This is a genomic window from Roseobacter insulae (genome assembly GCF_019375555.1).
GTDB lineage: Bacteria > Pseudomonadota > Alphaproteobacteria > Rhodobacterales > Rhodobacteraceae > Roseobacter > Roseobacter insulae.
In genome coordinates this window covers 381,147-404,349 of record NZ_JAHXDN010000004.1, presented here as the reverse complement: position 1 = coordinate 404,349, position 23,203 = coordinate 381,147, and the positions used below count along the sequence as shown (strand labels likewise).

At 60.3% G+C, this 23,203-nt stretch carries 23 protein-coding genes and 1 tRNA gene; 21 read left to right on the top strand and 3 right to left on the bottom strand.

The window, feature by feature from the left end:
- Positions 1 to 182: 182 nt before the first annotated feature.
- From ccoN to ccoS, 8 genes are all read left to right on the top strand, one after another.
- A complete protein-coding gene (ccoN, locus tag KX928_RS16235; protein WP_219504728.1) occupies positions 183 to 1,796 on the top strand; it encodes a cytochrome-c oxidase, cbb3-type subunit I in 1,614 nt (537 codons plus the stop codon).
- A gap of 11 nt (positions 1,797 to 1,807) precedes the next feature.
- Entirely contained in the window at positions 1,808 to 2,533 is a 726-nt protein-coding gene (gene ccoO, locus KX928_RS16230; protein WP_219504727.1) for a cytochrome-c oxidase, cbb3-type subunit II, read from the top strand.
- Between the two features lie 11 nt (positions 2,534 to 2,544).
- Positions 2,545 to 2,730: a cbb3-type cytochrome c oxidase subunit 3 gene (locus KX928_RS16225; protein ID WP_219504725.1), complete on the top strand. Its 186-nt coding sequence runs from the start codon at positions 2,545 to 2,547 to the stop codon at positions 2,728 to 2,730.
- Positions 2,727 to 3,590, top strand: a complete 864-nt coding sequence (gene ccoP / locus KX928_RS16220; RefSeq protein WP_219504723.1) for a cytochrome-c oxidase, cbb3-type subunit III — start codon at positions 2,727 to 2,729, stop codon at positions 3,588 to 3,590. The genes KX928_RS16225 and ccoP overlap by 4 nt, the downstream gene beginning before the upstream one ends.
- 82 nt (positions 3,591 to 3,672) lie before the next feature.
- On the top strand, positions 3,673 to 5,106 hold the full coding sequence (gene ccoG / locus KX928_RS16215; protein WP_219504721.1) for a cytochrome c oxidase accessory protein CcoG: 1,434 nt from the start codon (positions 3,673 to 3,675) through the stop codon (positions 5,104 to 5,106).
- Complete coding sequence (locus KX928_RS16210; RefSeq protein WP_219504720.1) at positions 5,103 to 5,573, top strand: FixH family protein; 471 nt, start codon at positions 5,103 to 5,105, stop codon at positions 5,571 to 5,573. The genes ccoG and KX928_RS16210 overlap by 4 nt, the downstream gene beginning before the upstream one ends.
- A complete protein-coding gene (locus tag KX928_RS16205; RefSeq protein ID WP_219504719.1) occupies positions 5,570 to 7,759 on the top strand; it encodes a heavy metal translocating P-type ATPase in 2,190 nt (729 codons plus the stop codon). Before KX928_RS16210 ends, KX928_RS16205 begins: the two co-directional genes overlap by 4 nt.
- Positions 7,756 to 7,914 (top strand): cbb3-type cytochrome oxidase assembly protein CcoS, encoded by a 159-nt coding sequence (gene ccoS / locus KX928_RS16200; RefSeq protein ID WP_219504718.1) that lies wholly within the window; start codon positions 7,756 to 7,758, stop codon positions 7,912 to 7,914. Before KX928_RS16205 ends, ccoS begins: the two co-directional genes overlap by 4 nt.
- A 9-nt stretch (positions 7,915 to 7,923) precedes the next feature.
- Here the strand turns inward: ccoS and KX928_RS16195 are convergent, their stop codons facing one another.
- Positions 7,924 to 9,378 (bottom strand): D-alanyl-D-alanine carboxypeptidase family protein, encoded by a 1,455-nt coding sequence (locus KX928_RS16195; protein WP_219504716.1) that lies wholly within the window; start codon positions 9,376 to 9,378, stop codon positions 7,924 to 7,926.
- A 246-nt stretch (positions 9,379 to 9,624) separates the two neighbouring features.
- Complete coding sequence (locus KX928_RS16190) at positions 9,625 to 10,332, bottom strand: HAD family hydrolase (RefSeq protein WP_219504714.1); 708 nt, start codon at positions 10,330 to 10,332, stop codon at positions 9,625 to 9,627.
- An 87-nt stretch (positions 10,333 to 10,419) separates the two neighbouring features.
- Between KX928_RS16190 and clpS the strand changes: the two genes are divergently transcribed.
- The 4 genes from clpS to hemF all read left to right on the top strand — a co-directional run bounded on the left by clpS (position 10,420) and on the right by hemF (position 13,561).
- Positions 10,420 to 10,761, top strand: coding sequence for an ATP-dependent Clp protease adapter ClpS (gene clpS / locus KX928_RS16185; protein WP_219504712.1), 342 nt, complete (start codon positions 10,420 to 10,422; stop codon positions 10,759 to 10,761).
- Positions 10,762 to 10,765: 4 nt separating this feature from the next.
- Complete coding sequence (locus KX928_RS16180) at positions 10,766 to 11,758, top strand: class I SAM-dependent methyltransferase (RefSeq protein ID WP_219504710.1); 993 nt, start codon at positions 10,766 to 10,768, stop codon at positions 11,756 to 11,758.
- A 35-nt stretch (positions 11,759 to 11,793) separates the two neighbouring features.
- Positions 11,794 to 12,594 (top strand): SDR family NAD(P)-dependent oxidoreductase, encoded by an 801-nt coding sequence (locus KX928_RS16175; protein WP_219504708.1) that lies wholly within the window; start codon positions 11,794 to 11,796, stop codon positions 12,592 to 12,594.
- A 73-nt stretch (positions 12,595 to 12,667) separates the two neighbouring features.
- Entirely contained in the window at positions 12,668 to 13,561 is an 894-nt protein-coding gene (gene hemF, locus KX928_RS16170; protein ID WP_219504706.1) for an oxygen-dependent coproporphyrinogen oxidase, read from the top strand.
- A 15-nt stretch (positions 13,562 to 13,576) separates the two neighbouring features.
- On the opposite strand, the gene hemC is transcribed toward hemF, so the two are convergent.
- Complete coding sequence (hemC, locus tag KX928_RS16165; protein ID WP_219504704.1) at positions 13,577 to 14,527, bottom strand: hydroxymethylbilane synthase; 951 nt, start codon at positions 14,525 to 14,527, stop codon at positions 13,577 to 13,579.
- A gap of 102 nt (positions 14,528 to 14,629) precedes the next feature.
- Between hemC and hemE the strand changes: the two genes are divergently transcribed.
- The 9 genes from hemE (at position 14,630) to KX928_RS16120 (ending at position 23,181) form a co-directional block, all read left to right on the top strand.
- Complete coding sequence (gene hemE / locus KX928_RS16160; RefSeq protein ID WP_219504702.1) at positions 14,630 to 15,664, top strand: uroporphyrinogen decarboxylase; 1,035 nt, start codon at positions 14,630 to 14,632, stop codon at positions 15,662 to 15,664.
- 53 nt (positions 15,665 to 15,717) lie between these two features.
- Positions 15,718 to 15,794 (top strand) — tRNA-Met (locus tag KX928_RS16155).
- A 73-nt stretch (positions 15,795 to 15,867) separates the two neighbouring features.
- Positions 15,868 to 17,094 carry a 3-hydroxybenzoate 6-monooxygenase gene (locus KX928_RS16150; RefSeq protein ID WP_219504700.1) on the top strand — a complete coding sequence of 409 codons (1,227 nt, stop codon included), beginning with the start codon at positions 15,868 to 15,870 and terminating at the stop codon, positions 17,092 to 17,094.
- A 123-nt stretch (positions 17,095 to 17,217) separates the two neighbouring features.
- Positions 17,218 to 18,258 (top strand): TRAP transporter substrate-binding protein, encoded by a 1,041-nt coding sequence (locus tag KX928_RS16145; protein WP_219504698.1) that lies wholly within the window; start codon positions 17,218 to 17,220, stop codon positions 18,256 to 18,258.
- Between the two features lie 76 nt (positions 18,259 to 18,334).
- Entirely contained in the window at positions 18,335 to 18,904 is a 570-nt protein-coding gene (locus tag KX928_RS16140; protein ID WP_219504696.1) for a TRAP transporter small permease, read from the top strand.
- A 10-nt stretch (positions 18,905 to 18,914) separates the two neighbouring features.
- Positions 18,915 to 20,234: a TRAP transporter large permease gene (locus tag KX928_RS16135; protein WP_219504695.1), complete on the top strand. Its 1,320-nt coding sequence runs from the start codon at positions 18,915 to 18,917 to the stop codon at positions 20,232 to 20,234.
- A gap of 139 nt (positions 20,235 to 20,373) precedes the next feature.
- Positions 20,374 to 21,915 (top strand): benzoate-CoA ligase family protein, encoded by a 1,542-nt coding sequence (locus KX928_RS16130; RefSeq protein ID WP_308342361.1) that lies wholly within the window; start codon positions 20,374 to 20,376, stop codon positions 21,913 to 21,915.
- Positions 21,912 to 22,736, top strand: coding sequence for an alpha/beta fold hydrolase (locus KX928_RS16125; RefSeq protein WP_219504691.1), 825 nt, complete (start codon positions 21,912 to 21,914; stop codon positions 22,734 to 22,736). The genes KX928_RS16130 and KX928_RS16125 overlap by 4 nt, the downstream gene beginning before the upstream one ends.
- Positions 22,720 to 23,181 (top strand): DUF309 domain-containing protein, encoded by a 462-nt coding sequence (locus KX928_RS16120; RefSeq protein WP_219504689.1) that lies wholly within the window; start codon positions 22,720 to 22,722, stop codon positions 23,179 to 23,181. Before KX928_RS16125 ends, KX928_RS16120 begins: the two co-directional genes overlap by 17 nt.
- Positions 23,182 to 23,203: the final 22 nt, after the last annotated feature.

Here is a 23,203-nt window from a genome sequence, read left to right as displayed (position 1 = left end):
CCAAATCAGTCTGTTCGGTATCATACTCGCCCTGCGTGCACCGGCTTTGATCGGTGTCAGCCAAATTGCCCGCGTTGCTTGATGCAGATCAAAGCGCGGTGCTGTGTTGCAGGGCAAAACCCGGCAATACCACGAACATCCGTGCGCCTCGCGTGCGGACAACCGGAAGGGAAACCGGAGTGATGAATACCGGAACACTAAATTACGTAAAGCTGGTGGTCCTGGCGCTTGCGACATTGATGGCAATGATCGCCGCAAGCTATGCGCGCGACGTTGCGTACCAGGTCCATATGGTCATCTTCATGATCGTGGCGGCGGGGTTGTTTCTGACAACCCTGCGCGCAATAGATGAGCCAACTGTGCCGACACCGAGCAACGAGTATTTTGACAGCGTCGTGCGCGCGGGCGTCATCGCCACTGCGTTCTGGGGCGTTGTCGGTTTTCTCGTGGGCGTGGTCATCGCGTTCCAGCTGGCCTTTCCCGTTCTTAACTTCGAATGGGCCGAGGGCTACGCCAACTTCGGCAGGTTGCGGCCGCTGCATACGTCAGCGGTGATTTTTGCCTTCGGTGGCAATGCCTTGATCGCTACCTCCTTCTATGTCGTGCAGCGTACATCAGCGGCACGGCTCTGGGGGGGCAATCTTGGGTGGTTCGTGTTCTGGGGCTATCAGCTCTTTATCGTGCTTGCCGCGACCGGCTATTTGCTGGGCGGCACCCAGTCCAAGGAATACGCGGAGCCCGAATGGTATGTCGACATCTGGCTGACCATTGTCTGGGTCGCTTACCTGGCCGTCTTCCTGGGCACGATCGTGAAGCGTAAAGAGCCGCATATCTACGTGGCCAACTGGTTCTACCTTGCCTTCATCGTGACCGTGGCGATGCTGCATATCGTCAATAACATCTCGATACCGGTGTCCATCTGGGGCAGCAAATCGGTTCAGGTCTTTTCCGGCGTGCAGGATGCGATGGTACAATGGTGGTATGGCCACAATGCCGTGGGCTTCTTCCTGACAGCGGGTTTTCTGGGCATGATGTATTACTTCGTGCCGAAGCAGGCCGAACGCCCCGTGTTCAGCTACAAGCTCAGCATCATTCACTTCTGGGCCCTGATCTTCCTCTATATCTGGGCCGGTCCGCACCACCTGCATTACACCGCTCTCCCCGACTGGGCATCGACGCTCGGCATGGTCTTCTCGATCATCCTGTGGATGCCCAGCTGGGGCGGTATGATCAACGGCCTGATGACGCTGCAAGGCGCCTGGGACAAGCTGCGCACCGACCCGGTGTTGCGGATGATGGTCACGTCGCTGGCATTCTACGGCATGTCCACCTTCGAGGGGCCGATGATGTCCATCCGCGCGGTCAACTCCCTGTCGCATTATACTGACTGGACAATCGGGCACGTGCACTCCGGTGCTCTTGGCTGGAACGGTCTGGTGACCTTCGGCGCGCTCTACTACCTCGTGCCGGTGCTGTGGAAACGCGAGCGGCTCTACAGCCTGAGCCTCGTCAGCTGGCACTTCTGGCTCGCCACCATTGGTATCGTGCTTTACGCCGCCTCGATGTGGGTGACTGGTATCATGGAGGGCCTGATGTGGCGTGAAGTCGACGCCAATGGTTTCCTCGTGAACAGCTTTGCCGACACCGTCAGCGCGAAGTTCCCGATGTATGTGGTCCGGGGTCTGGGCGGGGTCATGTTCCTCGCTGGTGCCGCCATCATGTGCTACAACCTGTGGATGACTGTCCGTGCGGCGCCTGCCAAGGCGTCCCTCGGCACAGCCGTCCCCGCTGAATAAGGGGGCCCGCGATGTCGATCCTCAAGAAACACAAGTTCATCGAAACCAATGCCTCTCTGCTGTTGATCCTCAGCTTTCTGGTTGTCTCGATTGGCGGGCTGGTGCAGATCGTGCCGCTCTTCTATCTCGAGAACACGATCGAGAAGGTGGAAGGCATGCGCCCATACTCACCCCTGGAGCTCACGGGTAGGGACATCTACATCCGCGAAGGCTGTTACGTGTGCCACAGCCAGATGATCCGCCCGATGCGTGACGAGGTGGAACGCTACGGTCACTACTCTCTGGCCGCGGAATCCATGTATGATCACCCGTTCCAATGGGGGTCCAAGCGGACCGGGCCGGATCTGGCGCGGGTCGGCGGGCGGTATTCCGATGACTGGCACCTCGACCATTTGCGCGATCCACAGTCGGTTGTGCCGGAATCGATCATGCCGAAATACGGGTTTCTGGAGCGCAAGCTTGTGGACAGCGACCATGTGGCCGACCTGCTGAAAACGCACGCGCTGGTTGGTGTTCCCTACACCGACGAGATGATCCAGGCGGCCTCTGCGGATTTCCGGGCGCAGGCCGATCCCGACAGCGATTACGACGACATGCTTGAGCGTTATCCCGGGGCGCAGGTGCGCAACTTTGACGGTCAGCCCGGCACATCAGAGGCGGATGCGCTGATCGCCTACCTGCAAATGCTGGGCACATTGGTTGATTTCTCGACCTTCACCCCAGATGCAAACCGTTAGAGGAGGCGACGATGGAAACATATTCTCTCCTGCGCGAATTCGCGGATAGCTGGATGCTGTTGGTGCTGTTCCTCATCTTTATCGGCATGATGATCTGGGTCTTTCGCCCCGGCAGCCGCAAGATCCATAGCGATACGGCCAATATTCCTTTCCGACACGAAGACAGACCAGCCCCAGATCAGGAGGCACCGAAATGAGCAAGATACCCCCGAAGCAAGAGGGCGATCCAAACACCACCGGCCACAGCTGGGACGGGATCGAAGAATTTGACAACCCGATGCCACGCTGGTGGTTGTGGACATTCTACGCGACCATCGTCTGGGGGGTCGCCTACACTATCGCCTACCCTGCATGGCCGCTTGTGTCCTCCGCGACGGCGGGCTTGCTGGGCTACTCCACCCGTGCCGAGGTTGCCGAGGAGATCGCCGCTGCCGAGGAGGCCAACGCGGGCATCAACGCGCAGCTGGCCTCTGCCGAACTGACCGAGATTTCCGCCAATGCCGAGTTGAACGGCTACGCGGTCTCAGCCGGGGCGGCGGTTTTCCGCACATGGTGCGCGCAGTGCCACGGGTCTGGTGCGGCTGGTTTTCCCGGCTATCCGAACCTGCTGGATGACGACTGGCTCTGGGGTGGGGATATCGAAGCAATACATGCCACGATTTCCCACGGTATCCGCAATGAAGAAGACGATGACGCGCGCTATTCCGAAATGCCCGCCTTTGGCGAGATTTTGGAAAACGAGGAAATTGAGCAGGTTGTGAACTACGTTCTCGAACTGTCCGGAAGCGAGGCCGACCCCGCGCTGGCCGGACCGGGTGCGGAGGTTTTCGCCGATAATTGTTCTGCGTGCCACGGTGAAAACGGCATGGGTGATCGCGAGCAGGGTGCCCCGAACCTTGCGGATGCGATCTGGCTTTATGGCGGTGACGTCGAAGCGCTGACCGAAACTGTGACCTATAGTCGCTTTGGCGTTATGCCACCTTGGACACAGCGATTGTCGGAGGCACAGATCAGGGCAGTAGCGCTCTATGTGCACCAGTTGGGCGGAGGCGAGTAACTCCGCTGGCTCCATCATGTGTGGTAGGGTGCTGTCGTCGGAATGGACACGACAGCACCAGACCCAAACCGCAAGGACCGCCGTGACCGATCAAGCTCCGCCACCCAGCCTCTACGCTGCCCGCGAACCAATTTTCCCGCGCCGCGTCACCGGCCCGTTTCGCAACCTGAAATGGGTGATCCTCGCGGTCACACTGGGTATTTACTACCTGATCCCATGGATCAGATGGGACAGGGGGCCGAACCTGCCGGACCAGGCTGTGTTGCTCGACCTGGCCAACCGGCGCTTCTACTTCTTCTGGATCGAGATCTGGAGCCACGAGTTCTATTTCGTGGCCGGTCTGCTGATCATGGCGGGTCTGGGTCTTTTCCTGTTTACCTCTGCGCTTGGCCGTGTCTGGTGTGGGTATGCCTGTCCTCAAACCGTCTGGACGGACCTGTTCATTCTGGTTGAACGCTGGGTGGAAGGTGATCGCAACGCCCGTCTGCGGTTGCACCGTCAGCAGAAAATGGACGCGCGCAAGCTGCGTTTGCGGCTGACGAAATGGGTATTGTGGTTGCTTATTGCCGTGGCCACCGGCGGTGCCTGGGTGTTCTACTTTGCGGATGCCCCGACACTGATGGTCGATCTCTTTACAGGTCAGGCGCATGCGGTGGCCTATATCACGGTCGCTATCCTGACCGCGACGACATTCGTTTTCGGCGGCTTCATGCGCGAGCAGATCTGCATTTACGCCTGCCCGTGGCCGCGCATCCAGGCCGCCATGATGGACGAAGACACCCTGACTGTGGCGTATCGAGACTGGCGCGGCGAGCCGCGCAAACACAGCCAGGAGGCCAAAACCCAACCGATGGGCGACTGCATCGACTGCATGGCCTGCGTCAACGTATGCCCGATGGGCATCGACATCCGCGACGGTCAGCAGATGGAATGCATTACCTGTGCGCTGTGCATTGATGCCTGTGACGATGTGATGGAGCGGATCGGCAAACCGCGTGGGCTGATTGACTACATCGCGCTTTCGGATGAATCGCTGGAGCGCGACGGCAATCCGCCCCGCCCGACATGGCGGCATGTGTTTCGCCCGCGCACCTTGCTCTATACCGCCCTGTGGGGCGGGGTTGGGGTCGCGCTGATCGTCGCCTTGTTCATCCGGGCGGACATCGAAATGACGGTGGCACCGGTTCGCAATCCGACCTTCGTAACCCTCTCGGACGGGTCGATCCGCAATACCTATGATATTCGCCTGCGCAACAAGAATAACGACGAACGCCTGTTCCGGATTTTTGCCAAGGGTGATCCGGCGCTGCGCATCCAGCTGGAGGGCACACCCTACGCTTCGGTGCCTGTGGAGGCCGATACGTCACACCTGCAACGGGTCTATGTCATTGCTCCTCCGGGCTCGGACCCTGCCGATGCGGCGCGCACGCAGGTTCGTTTCTGGGTCGAGGACCTGACGACCGGGGATCGCGCCTACCGTGACAGCAGCTTTACCGGAAAAGGAGATGCCCAATGACCCCAGCACGACAACTTACAGGTCGGCATGTCGCCATCATGTTTGTCTCGGCCTTCACGGTCATCATCGGGGTCAATCTGCTGCTGGCCTACAGCGCCGTGAAAACGTTCCCCGGGCTGGAGGTGAAGAACTCCTATGTCGCCAGCCAGCACTTCGACCGGGATCGCGAAGCCCAGACCGGTTTAGGCTGGTCGGTTTCCGCGCAGGCGCGCGGTGGCGAGGTAATCCTGTCGATCACGGATAAAAACGGCGACCCGGTCGATGTCGCCTCGCTGGAGGCGACGTTGGGGCGCGCAACACATGTTCGCGATGACCAGAGCCCGGAGTTTGTATTCGATGGTCGGAACTACGTCGCCTCGACCACCCTTGCCGAAGGTAACTGGAACCTGCGCATGATCGCACAGGCCAAGGACGGAACGGCCTTTCGGCAACGCGTTTTGCTGAACGTGCCAAGAGAGCGGAAGTGACAAGCGCGGTGACAAATACCCCTGTCGCCTGCCCGGGCTGCGTTGCCATGCCGACGCAGGATACCGGCACGCCGGTGGCGGATGCCCGGCTGATGCTGTCCCTGCCCACAATCCATTGCCAGAACTGCATCGCCAGCGTCGAAAAAACGCTGGCGGCGCACCCGGGCGTTCATTCGGCCCGGGTCAACCTGACGCTGAAACGCGCGCTGATCGACGCCGCGCCGGAGGTCACGGCGGCGGAGTTGATCCGACGGTTGGAGGTCACCGGTTTCGAGGCGTACGAACTTGATCCTGCGGCGATAAATGAAACGGCCACACGCACCGCCGCGCGCGATCTTCTCATGCGTCTCGCCGTGGCGGGCTTTGCCTCCATGAACGTTATGCTGTTGTCGGTCGCCGTGTGGTCAGGTGCAACGGATACAACCCGAGACCTCTTCCACTGGATTTCGGCTGCGATCACTCTGCCAGCGATCGCGTTCTCCGCCCAGCCGTTTTTCCGCAATGCCTGGAGTGCGCTTCGTGCGGGGCGCCTGAACATGGATGTGCCCATCAGCCTGGCCATCCTTTTGGCGCTGGTGACATCTTTGTGGGAAACCTGGCTGTCGGGACATCACGCCTATTTCGATGCCGCCTTGACGCTGACGTTCTTCTTGCTTGCCGGGCGGTGGCTTGATGCCCGCGCCCGCTCTGCGGCGCGCTCTGCCGCCGAAGAGTTGACGGCGCTTGAGGTGCCGCGCGCCTGGCGGATCGAAAACGCAACCCCCGTCGAAGTATCCGTCGCTGCGTTACAGGTCGGGGACCATATCCTTGTGCATCCTGGTGCCCGGGCACCTGTCGATGGCATTGTCACCGAGGGACGTTCAGAGGTGGACCGCTCGATGCTGACCGGGGAAACGCTGCCGGAAGTTCGGCGGTCGGGTGATGCAATGAGCGCGGGCGAGGTCAACCTCACCGGGCCTTTGACTCTGCGGGCAACGGCCGTGGGGCAGGACACGTCACTGCAGCGTATGGCAGCACTGGTTGCAATTGCGGAGAGCGGGCGGTCGCGCTACACGTCGCTCGCAGATCGTGCGGCCAAGCTCTATGCGCCGGGGGTCCATATCCTGTCGGCACTTGCGTTCCTGGGGTGGCTCATCTGGTCAGGGGATATGCGGGTCTCTCTCAATATTGCCGCTGCGGTGTTGATCATCACCTGCCCCTGTGCCCTGGGCCTCGCTGTGCCGGCGGTGACAACCGCAGCATCCGGCAGGCTGTTCGGTCGGGGGCTGTTGATCAAGAATGCCACCGCGCTGGAGCGTCTGGCCGAAGTCGACACCGTCGTTTTTGACAAGACCGGAACGCTGACAACAGGCCATCCCAGTCTCACCAACTGGTCGGCGCTGAACGCATCGCAACAGCGGCTGGCCTACGCTCTGGCGAAAGCGTCCGCACATCCGTTGTCGCGCGCTATTGCGGAGGCGGCGCAGGCTGATGGCATCGAGCCGACGCCACTGGACGAGGTGATTGAACGGCCGGGGTACGGCACCATGGCCACAGTCGAGAGAACGAACGTCCGGCTCGGTCGCCCCGAATGGGTTGGCATCGAGACGGATCATGATGGGCTTTGCGCGGGTTTGGATAGCGGCACCGGCAACGCGGTAGTCTTGCGGTTCGAGGATAAACACCGCCCGGGCGCGGTTGAAACCGTTAGTGGGCTTCAGGATCTGGGTATCGACGTCATCCTGCTCTCCGGTGACAGGACCTCGGCGGTCGACCGCTTTGCGCAAACCGTGAGAATCGCAGACTGGCATGCCGAGATGTTGCCGGAGGAGAAGGCGCGCTTCCTGCAGCGGCTGAAGTCCGACGGGCGCCGGGTGCTGATGGTCGGCGACGGGTTGAACGACACCGCGGCCCTGGCTGCGGCACATGTGTCGATCAGCCCGGCGCAGGCGCTGGATGCAGCGCGGGCGGCGTCTGACATGGTGCTTCTGGGGCGCGACTTGTCGCCGATCTCGGAGGCTGTGTCAGTTGCCCGCATGGCAACACGGCGCATCCGCGAAAACTTCAGAATTGCAACGTTGTATAATATCGTTGCGGTTCCGCTCGCGGTGGCCGGTCTGGCCACACCGTTGATAGCGGCGCTGGCAATGTCGACGTCTTCGATCTCAGTCTCTTTGAACGCATTGCGGGTTCGGGGGCGCGGATGAATGTTCTGACCTACCTGATACCAATTTCCCTGCTTCTGGGAGGGATCGGATTGATCGGGTTTATCTACACCTTGCGGTCGCGACAGTATGACGATCCCGAAGGCGACAGCCGCCGCATCCTCAACGACACCTGGGACGATCACCCGAAAGAGTAGCGACGGGCTTCAGGACGGCCCGACCATGAAGCAACTGATGTTCCGCGCGGTGAGGCGGCGGCAGGCAAGGTCCGCGCTGTCGCGCGTCATCCCGAGGAAATTGGCATCAAACCCGGTGGGCTTCTTGACGACCTTGCGCAAGGTCCCGTCCAGCGTGGTCATCTCCGCAAGGGCAGTGGTGACCAGCGCGCGTTCCGCCTTGTAACGGCTGGGATAACGCCCCACGTTCACGCCCCATTGATGCCCGCCGGATGTCGACATCCGGGTGACAACCTCGTTTTCTTCCACTGCGGCGGTCTGGCTGGCGTCGATCTGTGCCGAGGGGCGCATGACCGGGCGGGTCGATATGGCGGCAAGGCTGCTGTTCTGAACCGGCGTCGGGGAAGGTTCCGTTTCTGTCGCTGTCTGCTGGGCTTCAATCAACGCCGATGTAATATCCGCCGACAGAACACCGCTGGTGCTGGCCTGCGCGGCGGCAGGGGCCTCGATAGCGGCCAGCAGCGCCTCCGGAACAGTGACCTCGGCAACGGGTCTGAGACGGGGGCGTTTGCTGGTCTTCGTGATACCGCTGACACGGATGGTTTTACCTGCACCACCCCCGCGGTAAACCGGGCGCGATGGCTTTCTCAAAGCGGCGCGGGTGGGTGCCCGTTTGAACCCCATGTCCAGCAGTTCGGCGACGCGCGCATTGCGGGCACTTGTGGATGTGCCGCCAAAAACAGTTGCAATGATCCGTTCGCTGCCACGCTCTGCAGAGGCAACCAGATTGAAGCCGGCCGCGCGCGTGTACCCTGTTTTGATGCCATCCGCGCCGCGATAGGCCCCCAGCAGGCGGCGGTTTGTGTTGGCGACCTCGCGCACGCCAGCGTTGGTCGAACGGCGCGAGAAGAGGTTGTAATACTCCGGATAATCATAAAGCACGTGCCGACCGAGCAGCGACATGTCGCGCGCTGTCGACATATGGCCCGATTCAGTCAGCCCGTGAGCGTTCTTGAATGTCGTGCGCGTCATGCCGAGCGCTTTGGCCGTGCGGTTCATACGGCGGGCAAATGCCGCCTCCGACCCTTCGAGCGCTTCGCCAATGGCGGTTGCGGCATCATTGGCGGATTTCACGGCGGCGGCGCGGATCAAGTAGCGAAAGGCAATGCGCTGCCCTGACTTGAGGCCCAGCTTGGAGGGTGGTTCAGAGGCCGCGTTCCGGGAAATCCTGACCTTGGTATCGAGCGAGATTTCACCACGTTCCACCGCCTCGAAGGCGATGTAGAGTGTCATCATCTTTGTCAACGATGCCGGGTGCAGTCGTGTGTCGGCGTTTCGGGAGTGGAGCACTTTCCCGGTTCGCGCATCCATGACAAATGCTGCGTAGGGAGCGGCAGCCGCACTCAGTGGCAGAACCACCAGCATCCACAAAGCTGCGAGAATAAATAGCCCGTAACGGGCCGGCACTACACGCCGAACCTTCATGATAACCTGCCTTTTTCTGCCTCATGCCGCCGATTTTTCGACTGGCCGTTTTATGTGGGAGAGGCTACCACAGCTTCCGTTTTCAATAAAGTCTTTGTTTTAAGGTATTTGCGTTAACTTTCGATGAAGCACGATCCATATCTAGCGGCCCTTTGCGAAACGGGACCCAATTGAGCTATTGTGGCAGCATTGTGGCGACGCGTGACGGCGACAAAGGGCGGATGCAAATCTCGCCCGTGGGGCCGTTCAGCGGTTTTCGATTTGGTCGATCAACTGTGTGAGTCCCGCCAAATCCGGCAGGGCGCGGTAGCGTGGATTATCCTGCGGCGGTAATGCTTTTTCGAGGTCCCACTCATGTCCGTGGGGCACGAAAACACCCCAGCCACCCGCGTCGATCATTGGCAACACGTCAGATTTCATGGAGTTTCCGACCATCACGCCCCGATCCGGGCCATCACCGTGCCGCTCGAAGATATCCCGGTAAACCTGCGGCTTCTTGTCAGAGACAATTTCCACGGCGTCGAAGTGGTCACCCAGGCCGGACTGCGCGAGTTTGCGTTCCTGATCCAGCAAGTCACCTTTGGTAATCAATAAAAGACGATGCGTCCGGCCCGCCGCTTCCACCGCTTCCTGCGCATGGGGCAGCAAATCCACGGGATGGCGGAGCATCTCGCGGCCAGCCTCCATGATCTCGGCAATGACGGAGGCTGCGACGTTGCCGTTCGTGACCTCGATCGCCGTTTCGATCATCGATAGGGTAAAACCCTTCACCCCGAACCCGTAATGCCCGAGGTTACGTTTCTCTGCCGCCAATAAACGCGACATCAGGTCAGCACGATCGGTGAACTCCGACAGAAGGTCGGCAAAATGCGCCTGGGTCATTTGAAAGAAGCGCTCATTGTGCCACAATGTGTCATCGGCATCGAAAGCCACCGTGGTCAAGCCTTTAACCATGATGTACGCCCCCTTTTCTAAATGCTCAGACAGTTTATATAGAGCGCTCAACGACTCACCATGGCCAAAAGACGATCAGGAGCAGAAATGCACCGCGACGCATTCATGATGACGGACCGGTCGGATGACGAGGGTGATACCTCGGTTCTGACCGCAACCAAGCCCAAGACCAAGCGTCCGCCGCTGTACAAGGTCTTGTTGCTGAACGATGACTTCACGCCCATGGAGTTCGTCGTGCACGTGCTTGAGCGCTTTTTCGGCCTCAACCATGCGCAGGCCTTCGAGATCATGTTGACGGTGCACAAGAAAGGCGTTGCCGTTGTCGGCGTTTTCAGTCACGAGATTGCCGAAACAAAGGTGGCGCAGGTGATGGATTTCGCTCGCCGGCACCAGCACCCGCTGCAGTGCACAATGGAAAAAGAAGAATAGTCAGGTGATCGACGCACGCTTGCCGCTGGCCCTTGACGGGGGTGGTCTGGTGTGGCCGGAACACGGGCCCATTGCCATAATCCAGCCGAACGCCGAAGCCAGCTTGCCCGGTGTGCCCAGGGACCGAGCGCAAATCATCCACGGATTCAAACCAACCCACGATGCGTGGCAGGCGCGCGGCTACGATTGCACGGTTGGCATCGACAAGACCTATGCAGCGGCGATCGTCTGCTTGCCGCGTGCCAAGACCGAAGCGCGCGCTTTGCTGGCCAGCAGCGTCGCGCATGCAAGCGGTATTGTCGTGATCGACGGGCAGAAAACGGATGGTGTTGATAGTGTTCTGAAGGACGTCCGCAAACGCGTTCAGGTGCATGGTCCGGTATCGAAAGCCCACGGCAAACTGTTCTGGTTTGAAAACCGGGACCCGGAAGCGTTCCGGGACTGGGACGTCGGGCCCGCCTTGACGCAAGGTGGCTTCTGGACCGCGCCGGGTGTATTCTCTGCGGATGCAGTCGATCCGGCCTCGGCGCTATTGGCATCTGCTCTGCCGGAAAAACTGGGCAAGCGCATCGCCGACCTTGGTGCCGGGTGGGGGTACCTGTCGGCGCATGTTTTGACACGGTCCGACATCGACGCCGTGCATCTGGTCGAGGCGAACCACATGGCACTCGAATGCGCCCGTCGCAACGTCGCGGATGGCCGCGCCCGCTTCCATTGGGCGGACGCCACGAGTTGGTCGCCGCCGGAACCGATTGACACGGTTGTGATGAACCCCCCTTTTCACACGGGCCGCGCGGCTGACCCGGACCTGGGGCGCGCCTTTATGCAATCGGCTGCGAGAGTGTTGCATCCACAGGGTCAATTGTGGATGGTAGCAAACCGACACCTGCCGTATGAGTCCACTTTGCGGGCAACCTTTGCCCACGTTACAGAAGCCGGGGCGGATACACGCTTCAAGCTGTTCCGCGCCAGCCGTCCGCTTCGCAAGAGGGCGTGAAGGCGCAAGACTGAACACCGCCAGAGAGGGCTCCCATGTCATTTTCGATCAACGGTAAAACCGCCATTGTCACAGGCGCCGCCAATGGCATTGGTCTGGCGATTGCCCGCCAGTTCGCGGATCGCGGCGCGAACGTGATGTGTGCCGATATGGATGAGAAGAAACTCGCCTCCGAATGGGGTGATCAGACGGACGACGGCAACCTGCGCTACTTTGCAGGTGACCTGCGCCAGCGTCTGACCATTGCAAACCTCGTGTCAGCGACAATCGACGCCTTTGAGCGTGTCGATATCCTGGTGAATGCCTCCCGTCAGGTTATGGCGACCGACGCGCTTGATGTGGAGGACAAGTCCGTCTCGATCCTGTTGGAGCAGAATCTGATGACATCGCTCCACCTCACTCAGCAGGTTGCGCGACGCATGATCAAACAGGGGACGGAGCAACCCGAGGGTCAGGTAGGCTCGATCATCAACCTCAGCTCTATCGCGGCGCGCAATACGCGGCCGGAACTGATGGGGTATTCGATTGCGTCCGCCGCATTGGAGCAGATGACGCGCTCCATGGCATTGGCGCTGGCCCCTGAACGCATCCGGGTCAATGCCGTGGCCTTCGGGTCGGTGATGAGCGCTTCGCTGAAATCATCCGTGGTTGAAAACAGCGAGTGGCGAGATGACATACGCAGTCACACGCCTTTGGGTCGCATCGCAGGCCCGTCCGAGTTGGCGGATGCGGTTCAGTTTCTGGCCGCCGAAGGGTCGGGGTTCATGACGGGTGAGGTGATCACGGTGGACGGTGGGCGCAGCCTTCTGGATGCGGTGTCGGCCCCGGCACATTAGATTTCCCGCTTTTCGTTCCGGCGCATTCAGGTTTACACATGGTGGCATGAAACCGTGACCAACTGGACGCCCGATGACTGATAGTTTTGACAGCGAAAAGAACCGGGCCTCTGCCTGGTTCAGGGACTTGCGCGACCAGATCGTCGCTGCTTTCGAGGCGCTGGAGCAGGATCACAGGTCAGGCCCGATGTCCGATGCCGAGCCGGGGCATTTCGACGTCACCGAAACCAGGCGAAGCAGTGACGATGGCACCGATGCCGGCGGTGGATTGATGAGCGTCCTGCGCGGCGGCCGGGTGTTCGAGAAAGTCGGCGTGAATATCTCGACCGTTTACGGAACGCTGGGCGAGCGGGCACAAATGGCGATGGCCGCCCGTAAAGGCATCCCGGGGATGAAAGATGATCCGCGCTTCTGGGCATCTGGCATATCGCTGGTGGCGCATATGCAGAACCCGCACGCGCCGGCGGTGCACATGAATACCCGCATGTTCTGGACACCCCATGCATGGTGGTTCGGTGGCGGTTCGGACCTGAATCCCTGTATCGAATACAGCGAGGACACCGCGCATTTTCATGCCACACAACAAGAACACCTCGACCCGCATGGTGCAGACTTCTATCCCAGGCTGAAGGATTGGGCGGATGAGTATTTCTTCATCCCGCACCGTAACCGGGCCCGTGGGGTTGGCGGCATCTTCATGGATGATCACTGTTCCGGCGATTGGGACGCCGATTTCGCGCTGACCCAGGATATCGGTCGGGCGTTTCTTCCGGCCTATCTGCCGCTGGTCCGGAAACGCCGGGTTCAGGAGTGGTCAGAAGCCGACAAAGACGCACAACTGGTGCATAGGGGCCTCTATGCCGAGTACAATCTGGTCTATGACAGAGGCACCAAGTTCGGTCTTGAAACCGGGCATGATGCCAATGCCGTGCTGATGAGTTTGCCGCCCCTGGCGAAATGGGTCTGAGGCGGGATATCGCGCTTAGGCGCCGTGCCAGTCGAAGAAGCCCGTACCGGCCCGTGACAACAGTTCCTCCGCCAGATCCTTGCCCATGGCGGCCCCATCGGAGATGACACCTACACGTTCCCCGGCGATGGCCTGTGATCCATCGGGGCGCAGCACTTCACCCCGCAGCCTCAGCTTGTCCGCGTCGAGTTCCGCCAGCCCGGCAATTGGGGTTTCGCACGATCCGTCAAGGGTCAGCAGGAACGCGCGTTCCGCAGCGAGACGCTGACCGGTTTCGGTGTGATGTATTCTGCTGAGCAGCTCCGCCGTGTTGCCATCGGCTATCCGGCGCTCGATGCCAATCGCGCCCTGGGCTATGGCGGGCAGCATGTCATCCGGATCAATCGGCGTCGCGGGCACGTCCGCCATGGCAAGCCGGTTCAGCCCGGCTGCGGCCAGAAACGTGCAATCGGCAACGCCATCGCTCAATTTCTTCAACCGGGTCTGCACGTTGCCGCGAAACTCGACCACTTTCAGATCGGGCCTGCGGTTCAGCAACTGCGCTTTGCGACGCAGGCTGGATGTGCCCACAACCGCGCCCGAAGCCAGACCGGCAATGCCCGTCAGCGAGGGTGAGACGAAAGCATCGCGAACATCTTCCCGCGGCAGGTAGGTATCGAGGATCAGCCCATCCGGTTGCACCGTCGGCATGTCCTTCATCGAGTGAACGGCGATATCAATTTTGCCTGACAGCAGGTCTTCTTCGATCTCGCGGGTGAAAAGCCCCTTGCCCCCAATCTCCTTCAGGGGGCGATCCTGAATGGCATCCCCCGTGACCTTGATCACGATAATCGCAAAGCAGTTCTCGGGCAGATCAAAGGCCCGAGACAGTCTTTCACGGGTCTCGTAGGCCTGCGCCAGCGCCAGCGGAGAGCCGCGTGTGCCAATCTTCAACGGGCGGTCGGGGGTGGGGAGGGTTACTGTCATGCGACAATCAATAGGCGCGTCAATTTATCCTGACAACCCGTCAGTCCCTTGACATCGGCGGCGCTGACCTTGACCAAAAGGGAAATTGAAAATGAGGACACTATGGCCCCGACCAAAACCATCCTGCGCGCTCTTGCCGGTGAGACGCTGCCGACCCCGCCGATCTGGATGATGCGGCAGGCGGGACGGTACCTGCCCGAATACCGGGCAACCCGCGCGCAGGCCGGGGATTTTCTGTCCTTGTGCTACAATCCGGAACTCGCTGCGGAGGTCACGCTGCAACCTATTCGTCGCTATGGGTTCGACGCGGCGATCCTGTTTGCCGACATCCTGTTGTTGCCGCAGGCGCTTGGTGCGGATTTGTGGTTCGTCACGGGCGAGGGGCCGCGGCTGTCCACCGTGCAGACACAGGCGGATTTCGACAAACTTGGCCCGGTTGAGGATATTCACGAAACGTTGAACCCGATCTATGAAACCGTGCGGATTTTGCGCGGTGAGCTGCCTGCGGAAACCACCCTGATCGGCTTTGCAGGCGCGCCATGGACCGTCGCCACCTATATGATTGCCGGGCGTGGTACCCCTGATCAGGCACTGGCACATGCCCTGATGCAGGAGAATACGCCGCTTTTCGAGGCGTTGCTGGCGCGGATCACCGCCGGCACAATCGACTACCTCTACGCTCAAATCGAAGCCGGTGCCGAAGTGGTCAAGATTTTCGACAGCTGGGCCGGATCGTTGAAAGGCGACGCGTTCCAGAAATATGCCTTAGAACCCGCACGCGAGATCACATCCGCCCTTAAGAAAAAACATCCCGATACGCCGGTCATCGGGTTCCCGCGCGAAGCGGGCTATAACTACATCGGTTTTGCCCGGGCAACAGGTGTGGATTGTGTGGCGCTTGACAACTCGGTCAGTGCGCAGTGGGCCGCGGAGCATGTTCAGGTCGATGGCTGCGTGCAGGGGAACCTCGCCAGCAGCCATATGGTAACCGGAGGGCAGGGTTTGGTCGATGACGCGCGGGCCATTGTAGAGGCGCTGTCCAACGGGCCGCACATCTTCAACCTTGGCCATGGGATCACGCCCGATGCCGATCCGGATAATGTACAACGCATGATTGACGCCGTCCGCGGGCATTAATCGCGCTTTCTGCCTTGACGGCGCTGCGGGGCTGGCATAGTCCACGCCCCGATGGCGTTATAGCTCAGTTGGTTAGAGCGAACGACTCATAATCGTTAGGTCGGTGGTTCAAGTCCACCTAACGCCACCACTCCCCTTTCTGATCATTCAGATTGACCATGCTGCCCGCGCGCGCAAGGTTATGCCCCGTGGGAGATAGGGTCATGGCAGAAGCAGATAGCGTCTTGATTGCGGGTGGTGGCATCGGCGGGCTGGCGGCGGCGCTGGGTCTGGCGCAGAAGGGCCTTGGGTCCGTTGTGCTGGAAAAGGCGCGACACCTCGGTGAAATCGGTGCCGGTATCCAGTTGGGGCCAAATGCCTTTCATGCATTTGATGCTCTGGGCATCGGAGATCAGGCACGCAGGCTGGCTGTCTATGTCGACAACCTGCGCCTGATGGACGCGGTGAGCGGAGAGCAGATCACCCACATTCCCCTGGGCGAAGGGTTTCGCGCCAGATTTGGAAACCCCTACGCTGTCGTGCATCGGGGCGATTTGCACGGCGTTATGTTGGCCGCCTGTGTCGAAAACCCGCTGATCGACCTGCGAACCCACTCTGGTGTCGATCGCTACACCCAGACCGCTGACCATGTGACCGCTGTTCTGCACGATGGCGCGCAACTGCAGGGGCGTGCGCTGGTCGGTGCGGATGGATTGTGGTCAAGGATGCGGGCTCAGCTTGTCGGCGACGGGCCGCCATTGGTGTCAGGGCATACCACCTACCGTTCCGTCATCCCGGCAGCGGAGATGCCCGAAGACCTCAGATGGAACGATGCGACACTTTGGGCCGGCCCGAAATGTCACATCGTGCACTATCCGTTGTCGGGTGGTGATTTGTTCAATCTGGTCGCGACCTATCACAACGACGCGCCGGAGCCGGTGGCTGGCCTGCCCGTAGGCCATGACGAAGTGCGCAAGGGGTTTGAGCACATACATCCGCGCGCGCGTCAGATCATCGACAAGGGCGCGGATTGGAAACTCTGGGTGTTATGCGATCGGGAGCCGGTCCTGCGCTGGACGGACGGGCGCGTGGCCTTGCTGGGGGACGCCGCGCATCCGATGATGCAGTACATGGCTCAGGGCGCCTGCATGGCGCTGGAAGATGCGGTCTGCCTTGCGGACGAACTTTCCGCCGACGATGACCTGCCGACGGCATTGATCCGGTATCAGGACAGGCGGCGTCTGCGGACAGCCCGGGTGCAGTTGCAGTCCCGCGAGATCGGCACCCATGTGTATCATGCCTCCGGTGCCCACGCGGCCCTGCGCAACGAGGTGATGGCCGCCCGCGGACCCGATCAATGGTTTGATCAGATGGCCTGGCTTTATGGATCGACCGGGCTTGACGGTGCGGTCTCATTCGAAACGCAACAGGACCGGACGCAGACAGAATGACGGGTGGCAGATAGTTACAAACACAGGTGACAACCTGTCTGATCTGCAATAGCAATTTGACTGGGAAGAATACCGAGAGGCCGCTTCAGACAAGGCCTGCCAAGAATTATAGGGAGGAATACAATGACCATCTCACGGAAATCATTTCTGAATGTGGCGGCTGCAGCCGCGCTCGCATTCGGCTTCGGAGCCGCCCCGGCGCTGGCCCAGGAAGTCACGCTGCGCCTGCACCAGTTTCTGCCACCGCAGGCCAATGTGCCCAAACTGGTGCTAGATGTCTGGGCGGATAGCGTGGAGGAAGACAGCGGCGGCCGCATCAAGGTTGAGCGTTACCCCTCCATGCAGCTCGGTGGCAAGCCACCGGAGCTGATGGATCAGGCCATCGATGGCGTTGCCGATATCGTCTGGACAGTGGTCGGGTATACTCCCGGGCGGTACCCGTCGACGGAAGTTTTCGAACTACCCTTCATGATGACGAACGCCCGCGCCGCCTCCCGCGCGTATTGGGAAATGTTCGAAAAACACATGAAAGACACCGAATTCAAGGACGTGCATATTCTGGGCACTTGGGTGCATGGCCCGGGTCTCATCCACGCCAACAAGGAAGTGCGCAAACCTTCTGACATGGAAGGTCTGAAAATTCGCGGCGGGTCCCGTCTGGCCAACGCCCTGTTGGAGAAAGTCGGCGCAACGCCGGTCGGGATGCCCGTGCCCGCCGTGCCGGAGGGGCTGTCCAAGGGCGTGATCGACGGTACCACGATCCCCTGGGAAGTCACTGCCGCCCTGAAGATCCCGGAACTGGTAGGAAACCATACAGAGTTCACCGGTAACGCGCTTTACGTCCTGACTTTTGTTCTGGCGATGAACAAGGACCGCTACGACAGCCTGCCAGCCGATCTGCAAAAGGTGATCGACGATAACTCCGGTCTCGAATTCTCGATCTTTGCCGGTGGGACGCAAGCGGACAGCGATGGCCCGGCGCGTCAGGCTGCGGCGGACCGCGGCAACAACATCGTGACCCTGAATGCCGAAGAGACAGCGGAGTGGAAGGCCGTCGCCGAGCCGATCTATGCGGAATGGGTCGCTGAAATGAACGAAAAAGGCATCGATGGTCAGGCGCTGATCGACGAAGCCCGTATGCTCATCGACAAGTACACCGAATAGACCGGGATAACGATTGAGACCCGCGGCAAGCCAGACTTGCGGCGGGTCTTTTTTACCCCGGGCGGAGACCGAGTACATGCACAATGCGATGAAACTGCTCGCACGAGGAACGGCCGTGATTGGCGGTCTTGTCCTGGTCGGACTGATCGTGCTGACAACGCTGTCGATCATCGGCCGGTCGCTGAACAAGATGCTGCATTCCGACCGCGCCGAAAGCCTGATGGGCGGGTTCGCACAGACCCTTCTAGACCTCGGTATCGGCGAAGTGAACGGCAGCTACGAACTACTTGAGGCAGGTGTTGCCTTTGCGATCTTCTCGTTCTTTCCGGTCTGCCAGCTTTATGGCGGGCATGCGACGGTGGATATCTTCACCTCCAGACTGCCGGCCCGGGTGCATCGCGCCATCGTGGCTTTCTGGGAGGTTGTTCTGGCCGCAGTTCTGATCCTCATCAGCTGGCGGCTTTACGAGGGGATGCAGCGCTACATCGGCAACGGTGAGACGACGCTCTTTTTGCAGTTCCCGGTGTGGTGGGCCTATGCTGCCAGCTTTGCAGCCTCGACCGTTACATGTGTGGTTGCGGTCTATTGTGCGGTGATGCGCGTGGGCGAAAGCCTGTCGGGCCGCATCCTCCTGCCGACCGCATAGGGATCAGACCGTGAGCAACCTCGAACTTGGTTTCATGTCGTTCCCGATCCTGTTGATCATGGTGTTTTTGCGCGCGCCCATTGGTCTGGCGATGCTGCTGTGTGGTTTCGCCGGTTGGTACTTCGCGATGGGCGGCAATCCCAACGTGCTGCTGAACAAGCTGAAATCCGAAACCTATACGCAGTTTTCCAGCTACTCGCTGTCGATCATCCCGATGTTTCTGCTGATGGGTCAGTTCGCCACCCTGTCGGGCATGTCCAGTTCACTTTTCAAAGCCGCCGAAAGCTTCCTCGGGCACCGGCGCGGCGGCGTAGCCATGGCCGCCGTCGGCGCTTGCGCCGGGTTTGGCGCGATCTGTGGATCGTCTCTGGCGACCGCCGCGACCATGTCCAAGGTCGCATTGCCCGAACTGCGGCGCTACGGGTACTCGGGCGGCTTTTCGACGGCAACGCTGGCGGCGGGCGGCACGCTGGGCATTCTGATCCCGCCCTCCGTGATTCTCGTAATTTATGCCATTTTGACCGAGCAGAACATCGCGAAACTGTTCCTTGCTGCGTTCATTCCGGGCATCATGGCCGCGATCGGATATATGCTGACGATTTCGTTCTATGTCCGGTTGAATCCAAAGTCCGCAGGCACGAGGCCCCCACAACCGATGTCGGAACGCTGGGCCGCACTAGCGGAAACATGGCCGGTTCTGGTGATCTTCGGGCTCGTTGTGGGCGGCATATACCTCGGCTGGTTCACGCCAACCGAAGGATCAGCCATCGGTGCCGCGGGCACCGGACTGGTGGCCTTGCTCTCGGGCAGTCTGAATTGGTCCGTTTTTCGCGACAGCCTTCTCGGCACCGCGAAAACCACGGCCATGATTTTCTTCATCGTGTTGGGCGCAAGTTTTTACAACAGCTTCCTGGCGCTTTCCGGCGTTCCGCAATTCATGGCGGACTGGGTGTTGACCCAGGGTTTCAGCCCGTGGCTTGTATTGTCCATCATTCTGATCTTCTACCTTGTGTTCGGGTGCTTGATGGACAGCCTGTCGATGATCCTCTTGACCGTCCCGATCTTCTTTCCCGTCATCTCCGCGATGGATTTCGGGATGTCGCCGGAACATGTGGCGATCTGGTTCGGTATTCTGGTGCTGATCGTGGTCGAGGTTGGCCTGATCACGCCGCCGGTGGGCATGAACCTGTTCATCATTAACGCGATGGACCGTGAAACGCCGATGACGGAAACCTACAAGGCCGTCATGTTCTTTGTGGGCTCGGACATCCTGCGTGTCATAATCCTCGTCCTGTTCCCCGCCATTACGCTGTTCCTCATTCCGGGATAGCTGTGCCGCGCTTGAATCAGGAGTACCGTGGAGTGGTCAATTATGCATTAAAATGCATATACACGGCCTGTTGTCTTGCGATGCCTCATGGTGCGTGCAGTATATGCCCAAACCTGCCGTGGAATCTTGGGAGAGGCCTGTGACCAGCGTGAGCGACAACGCGGCCAGTTATTTCGTTGACAGACATATTCCGGAAGGACGGGGCGACAAGATCGCCTACCGCGAAGCGGGAACACTCCGCAGTCTGACCTATCAGGCGCTCGTCGACGGATCGGAGAGAGTTGCGGGCGCTCTGACGCAGGCCGGGTTTCGGCAGGAAGAACGTGCCGCGATGCTGATGCTGGATACCGTGGAGTTCCCGCAGGTCTTTTTCGGCGCGCTGAAGTGTGGCGTTGTCCCGGTCCCGATCAACACGTTGTTGGCGCCTCCGGTTTACGACAGCATTCTGCGCGACAGCCGCGCGTCGATTCTGTTTGTGTCAGCGCCGCTCTACGAGGCGGTAAAGCCGGTTCTGGCGGGCAATCCGTATTTGCGTGCGGTGATCGTGATCGGCGGGCCACCCGCAGGCGACGTCCACAGCTATGATCAATTCATCGCCGGGGCGACCCCGGTGGAGACCCGGCCGGTATCGGCGGACGAAGTCGCCTTCTGGCTGTATTCTTCCGGGTCGACGGGTCTGCCAAAAGGTGTGCAACACGTGCATTCCAGTCTGAAGGCCACAGCGGATACATATGGCGCGGGTGTTCTGGCTCTGTCGGAAGGTGATATCGTGCTCTCGGCTGCCAAACTCTTTTTCGCTTACGGGCTGGGAAACGCCATGACCTTTCCGTTGGCGGTGGGTGCGACAACGGTGCTTTTTGCAGGCAGGCCGACACCCGCTGATATGATCGCAACCCTGAACGACACACAAGCCACGGTGTTTTGCGGGGTTCCCACGCTGTATGCGGCGATGGTCGCCGAAATGGACACTTCAGGCGCGCCCGATGCCCCGTTGCGCAGATGTATTTCTGCGGGGGAGGCGTTGCCCGAGGACGTCGGTATGCGGTGGGAGGCGCATACCGACGTCGCGATTCTGGATGGGGTCGGCTCAACCGAGATGCTGCACATCTTCCTCAGCAATCGCGCGGATGATGTGGAGTATGGCACCTCGGGCACGCCGGTCCCCGGCTATGACGTACGGCTCGTGGATGAAGCCGGAGACGAGGTGCCGGACAATGAGATCGGCGAGTTGCTTGTCAACGGTGCTTCTGCCGCGGGCGCTTACTGGAACCAGAGAAGCAAGTCGCGCGCGACGTTCGAGGGCATCTGGACCCGCACGGGGGACAAATACGCACGGCGCCCCGACGGACGTTTTGTCTACTGCGGGCGCACGGATGATATGTTCAAGGTCTCTGGCATCTGGGTGTCGCCCTTTGAAGTGGAGCAGGCTCTCGCCAGTCATCCATCGGTGCTGGAGGCCGCCGTGGTCGCGGCAAAGGACGCGGATGGTCTGGAAAAGCCCAAGGCCTTCATCGTGCTGTCCGGTGCTGCGCCCGATAATGTCGAGGCGGCGCTGATCGACCATGTGAAAAGCCGGATCGGCAAGTGGAAATATCCGCGTTGGATCGAGATTGTCGACGATCTGCCCAAGACCGCCACCGGCAAAATCCAGCGCTTCAAACTGAGGGAGGGGACGGCATGACGCTGGCGTGGACCGCCAAGCCCGGCCAGATGCTTGAGGTTGACGGCGTGGCGCTGGAATATGCCTGTTTTGGGCAACCGCCCGGCACGTTGCCAACGCTCGTGATGCTGCACGAAGGATTGGGCTGCGTGGCCTTGTGGCGCGATGTGCCGCAACAACTGGCCGCCGCAACCGGACTGGGCGTTTTCGTCTACTCACGTCAAGGGTACGGCCAGTCCGACAGCATCGGGTTGCCACGCCCGCTCGACTATATGACGCGCGAGGCGGAAGATGTGCTGGGGGCTGTCTTGAACGCGGCAGGAATGCGCGACGTCATCCTGTTGGGTCACTCTGACGGGGCCACGATCGCCAGTATCTATGCCGGATCGGTCAGCGACATGCGGGTCCGCGGGCTGATCCTCATAGCGCCGCATTTTTTCACTGAACCGACGGGGCTTGCCGCGATCCGCGCTGCGGGACAGGCATTCGCAAGCGGCGATATGAGACACCGGCTTGCGCGCCACCATAAGAACGTGGATGCGGCGTTTCGTGGCTGGCACGACGCGTGGACCGACCCGGCGTTTGAAAGCTGGAATGTTGCAGATGCCATCGACCATCTTCGCGTCCCGGTGCTCGCCATTCAGGGGCGCGATGATCCCTATGGCACGTTGGCGCAGCTCGAGGAGATCGACACACGCATTTATGCGCCGTTCGAGTCGGTGATCCTTGATAACTGCGGTCATGCGCCACACTTCGAACAACCGGAATCGACCCGTGATGCCATTGCGGAGTTCTGTGCGCGCCTGGTGCGGCTGGAGCAGGAAAATGTCGCGCTCACCTGAGTGGCCGGACGGTGTCCCCGTCCCACCGCATCTGTATGTGCCCGGCAAAACCCGCCGTCATCCTGAAGACTGGTTTGATGACATAAAGGCGAGCGTTTCGTCTGCGACGCCGGTGCGGGACCTGCACGAGACACAGGCCTTCAGGGCAGGGATCGCGTATCTGGATGCCGGGTTCTTCTGGGAATGCCACGAGGTTCTGGAGGCGGTCTGGATGCGCACACAGGACCCTTCCCCGGAGCGCGATATGGTTCAGGCTTTGATCCAGCTTGCCAATGCTCAACTCAAGGTCCTGATGGGACGTCCCCGCGCATCGCTACGGCTGTGCGATATGGTCGATGCGCATCTCCAGCGGTGTCCGGCGGGGCGACTCGTCCTTGGGGTTGCACCAGAGGACATTCGATCGCGCGCCGGGAAATTACGAAACGATGTTATAGATGCATTATAATGCATATAATTGACTGAAAATT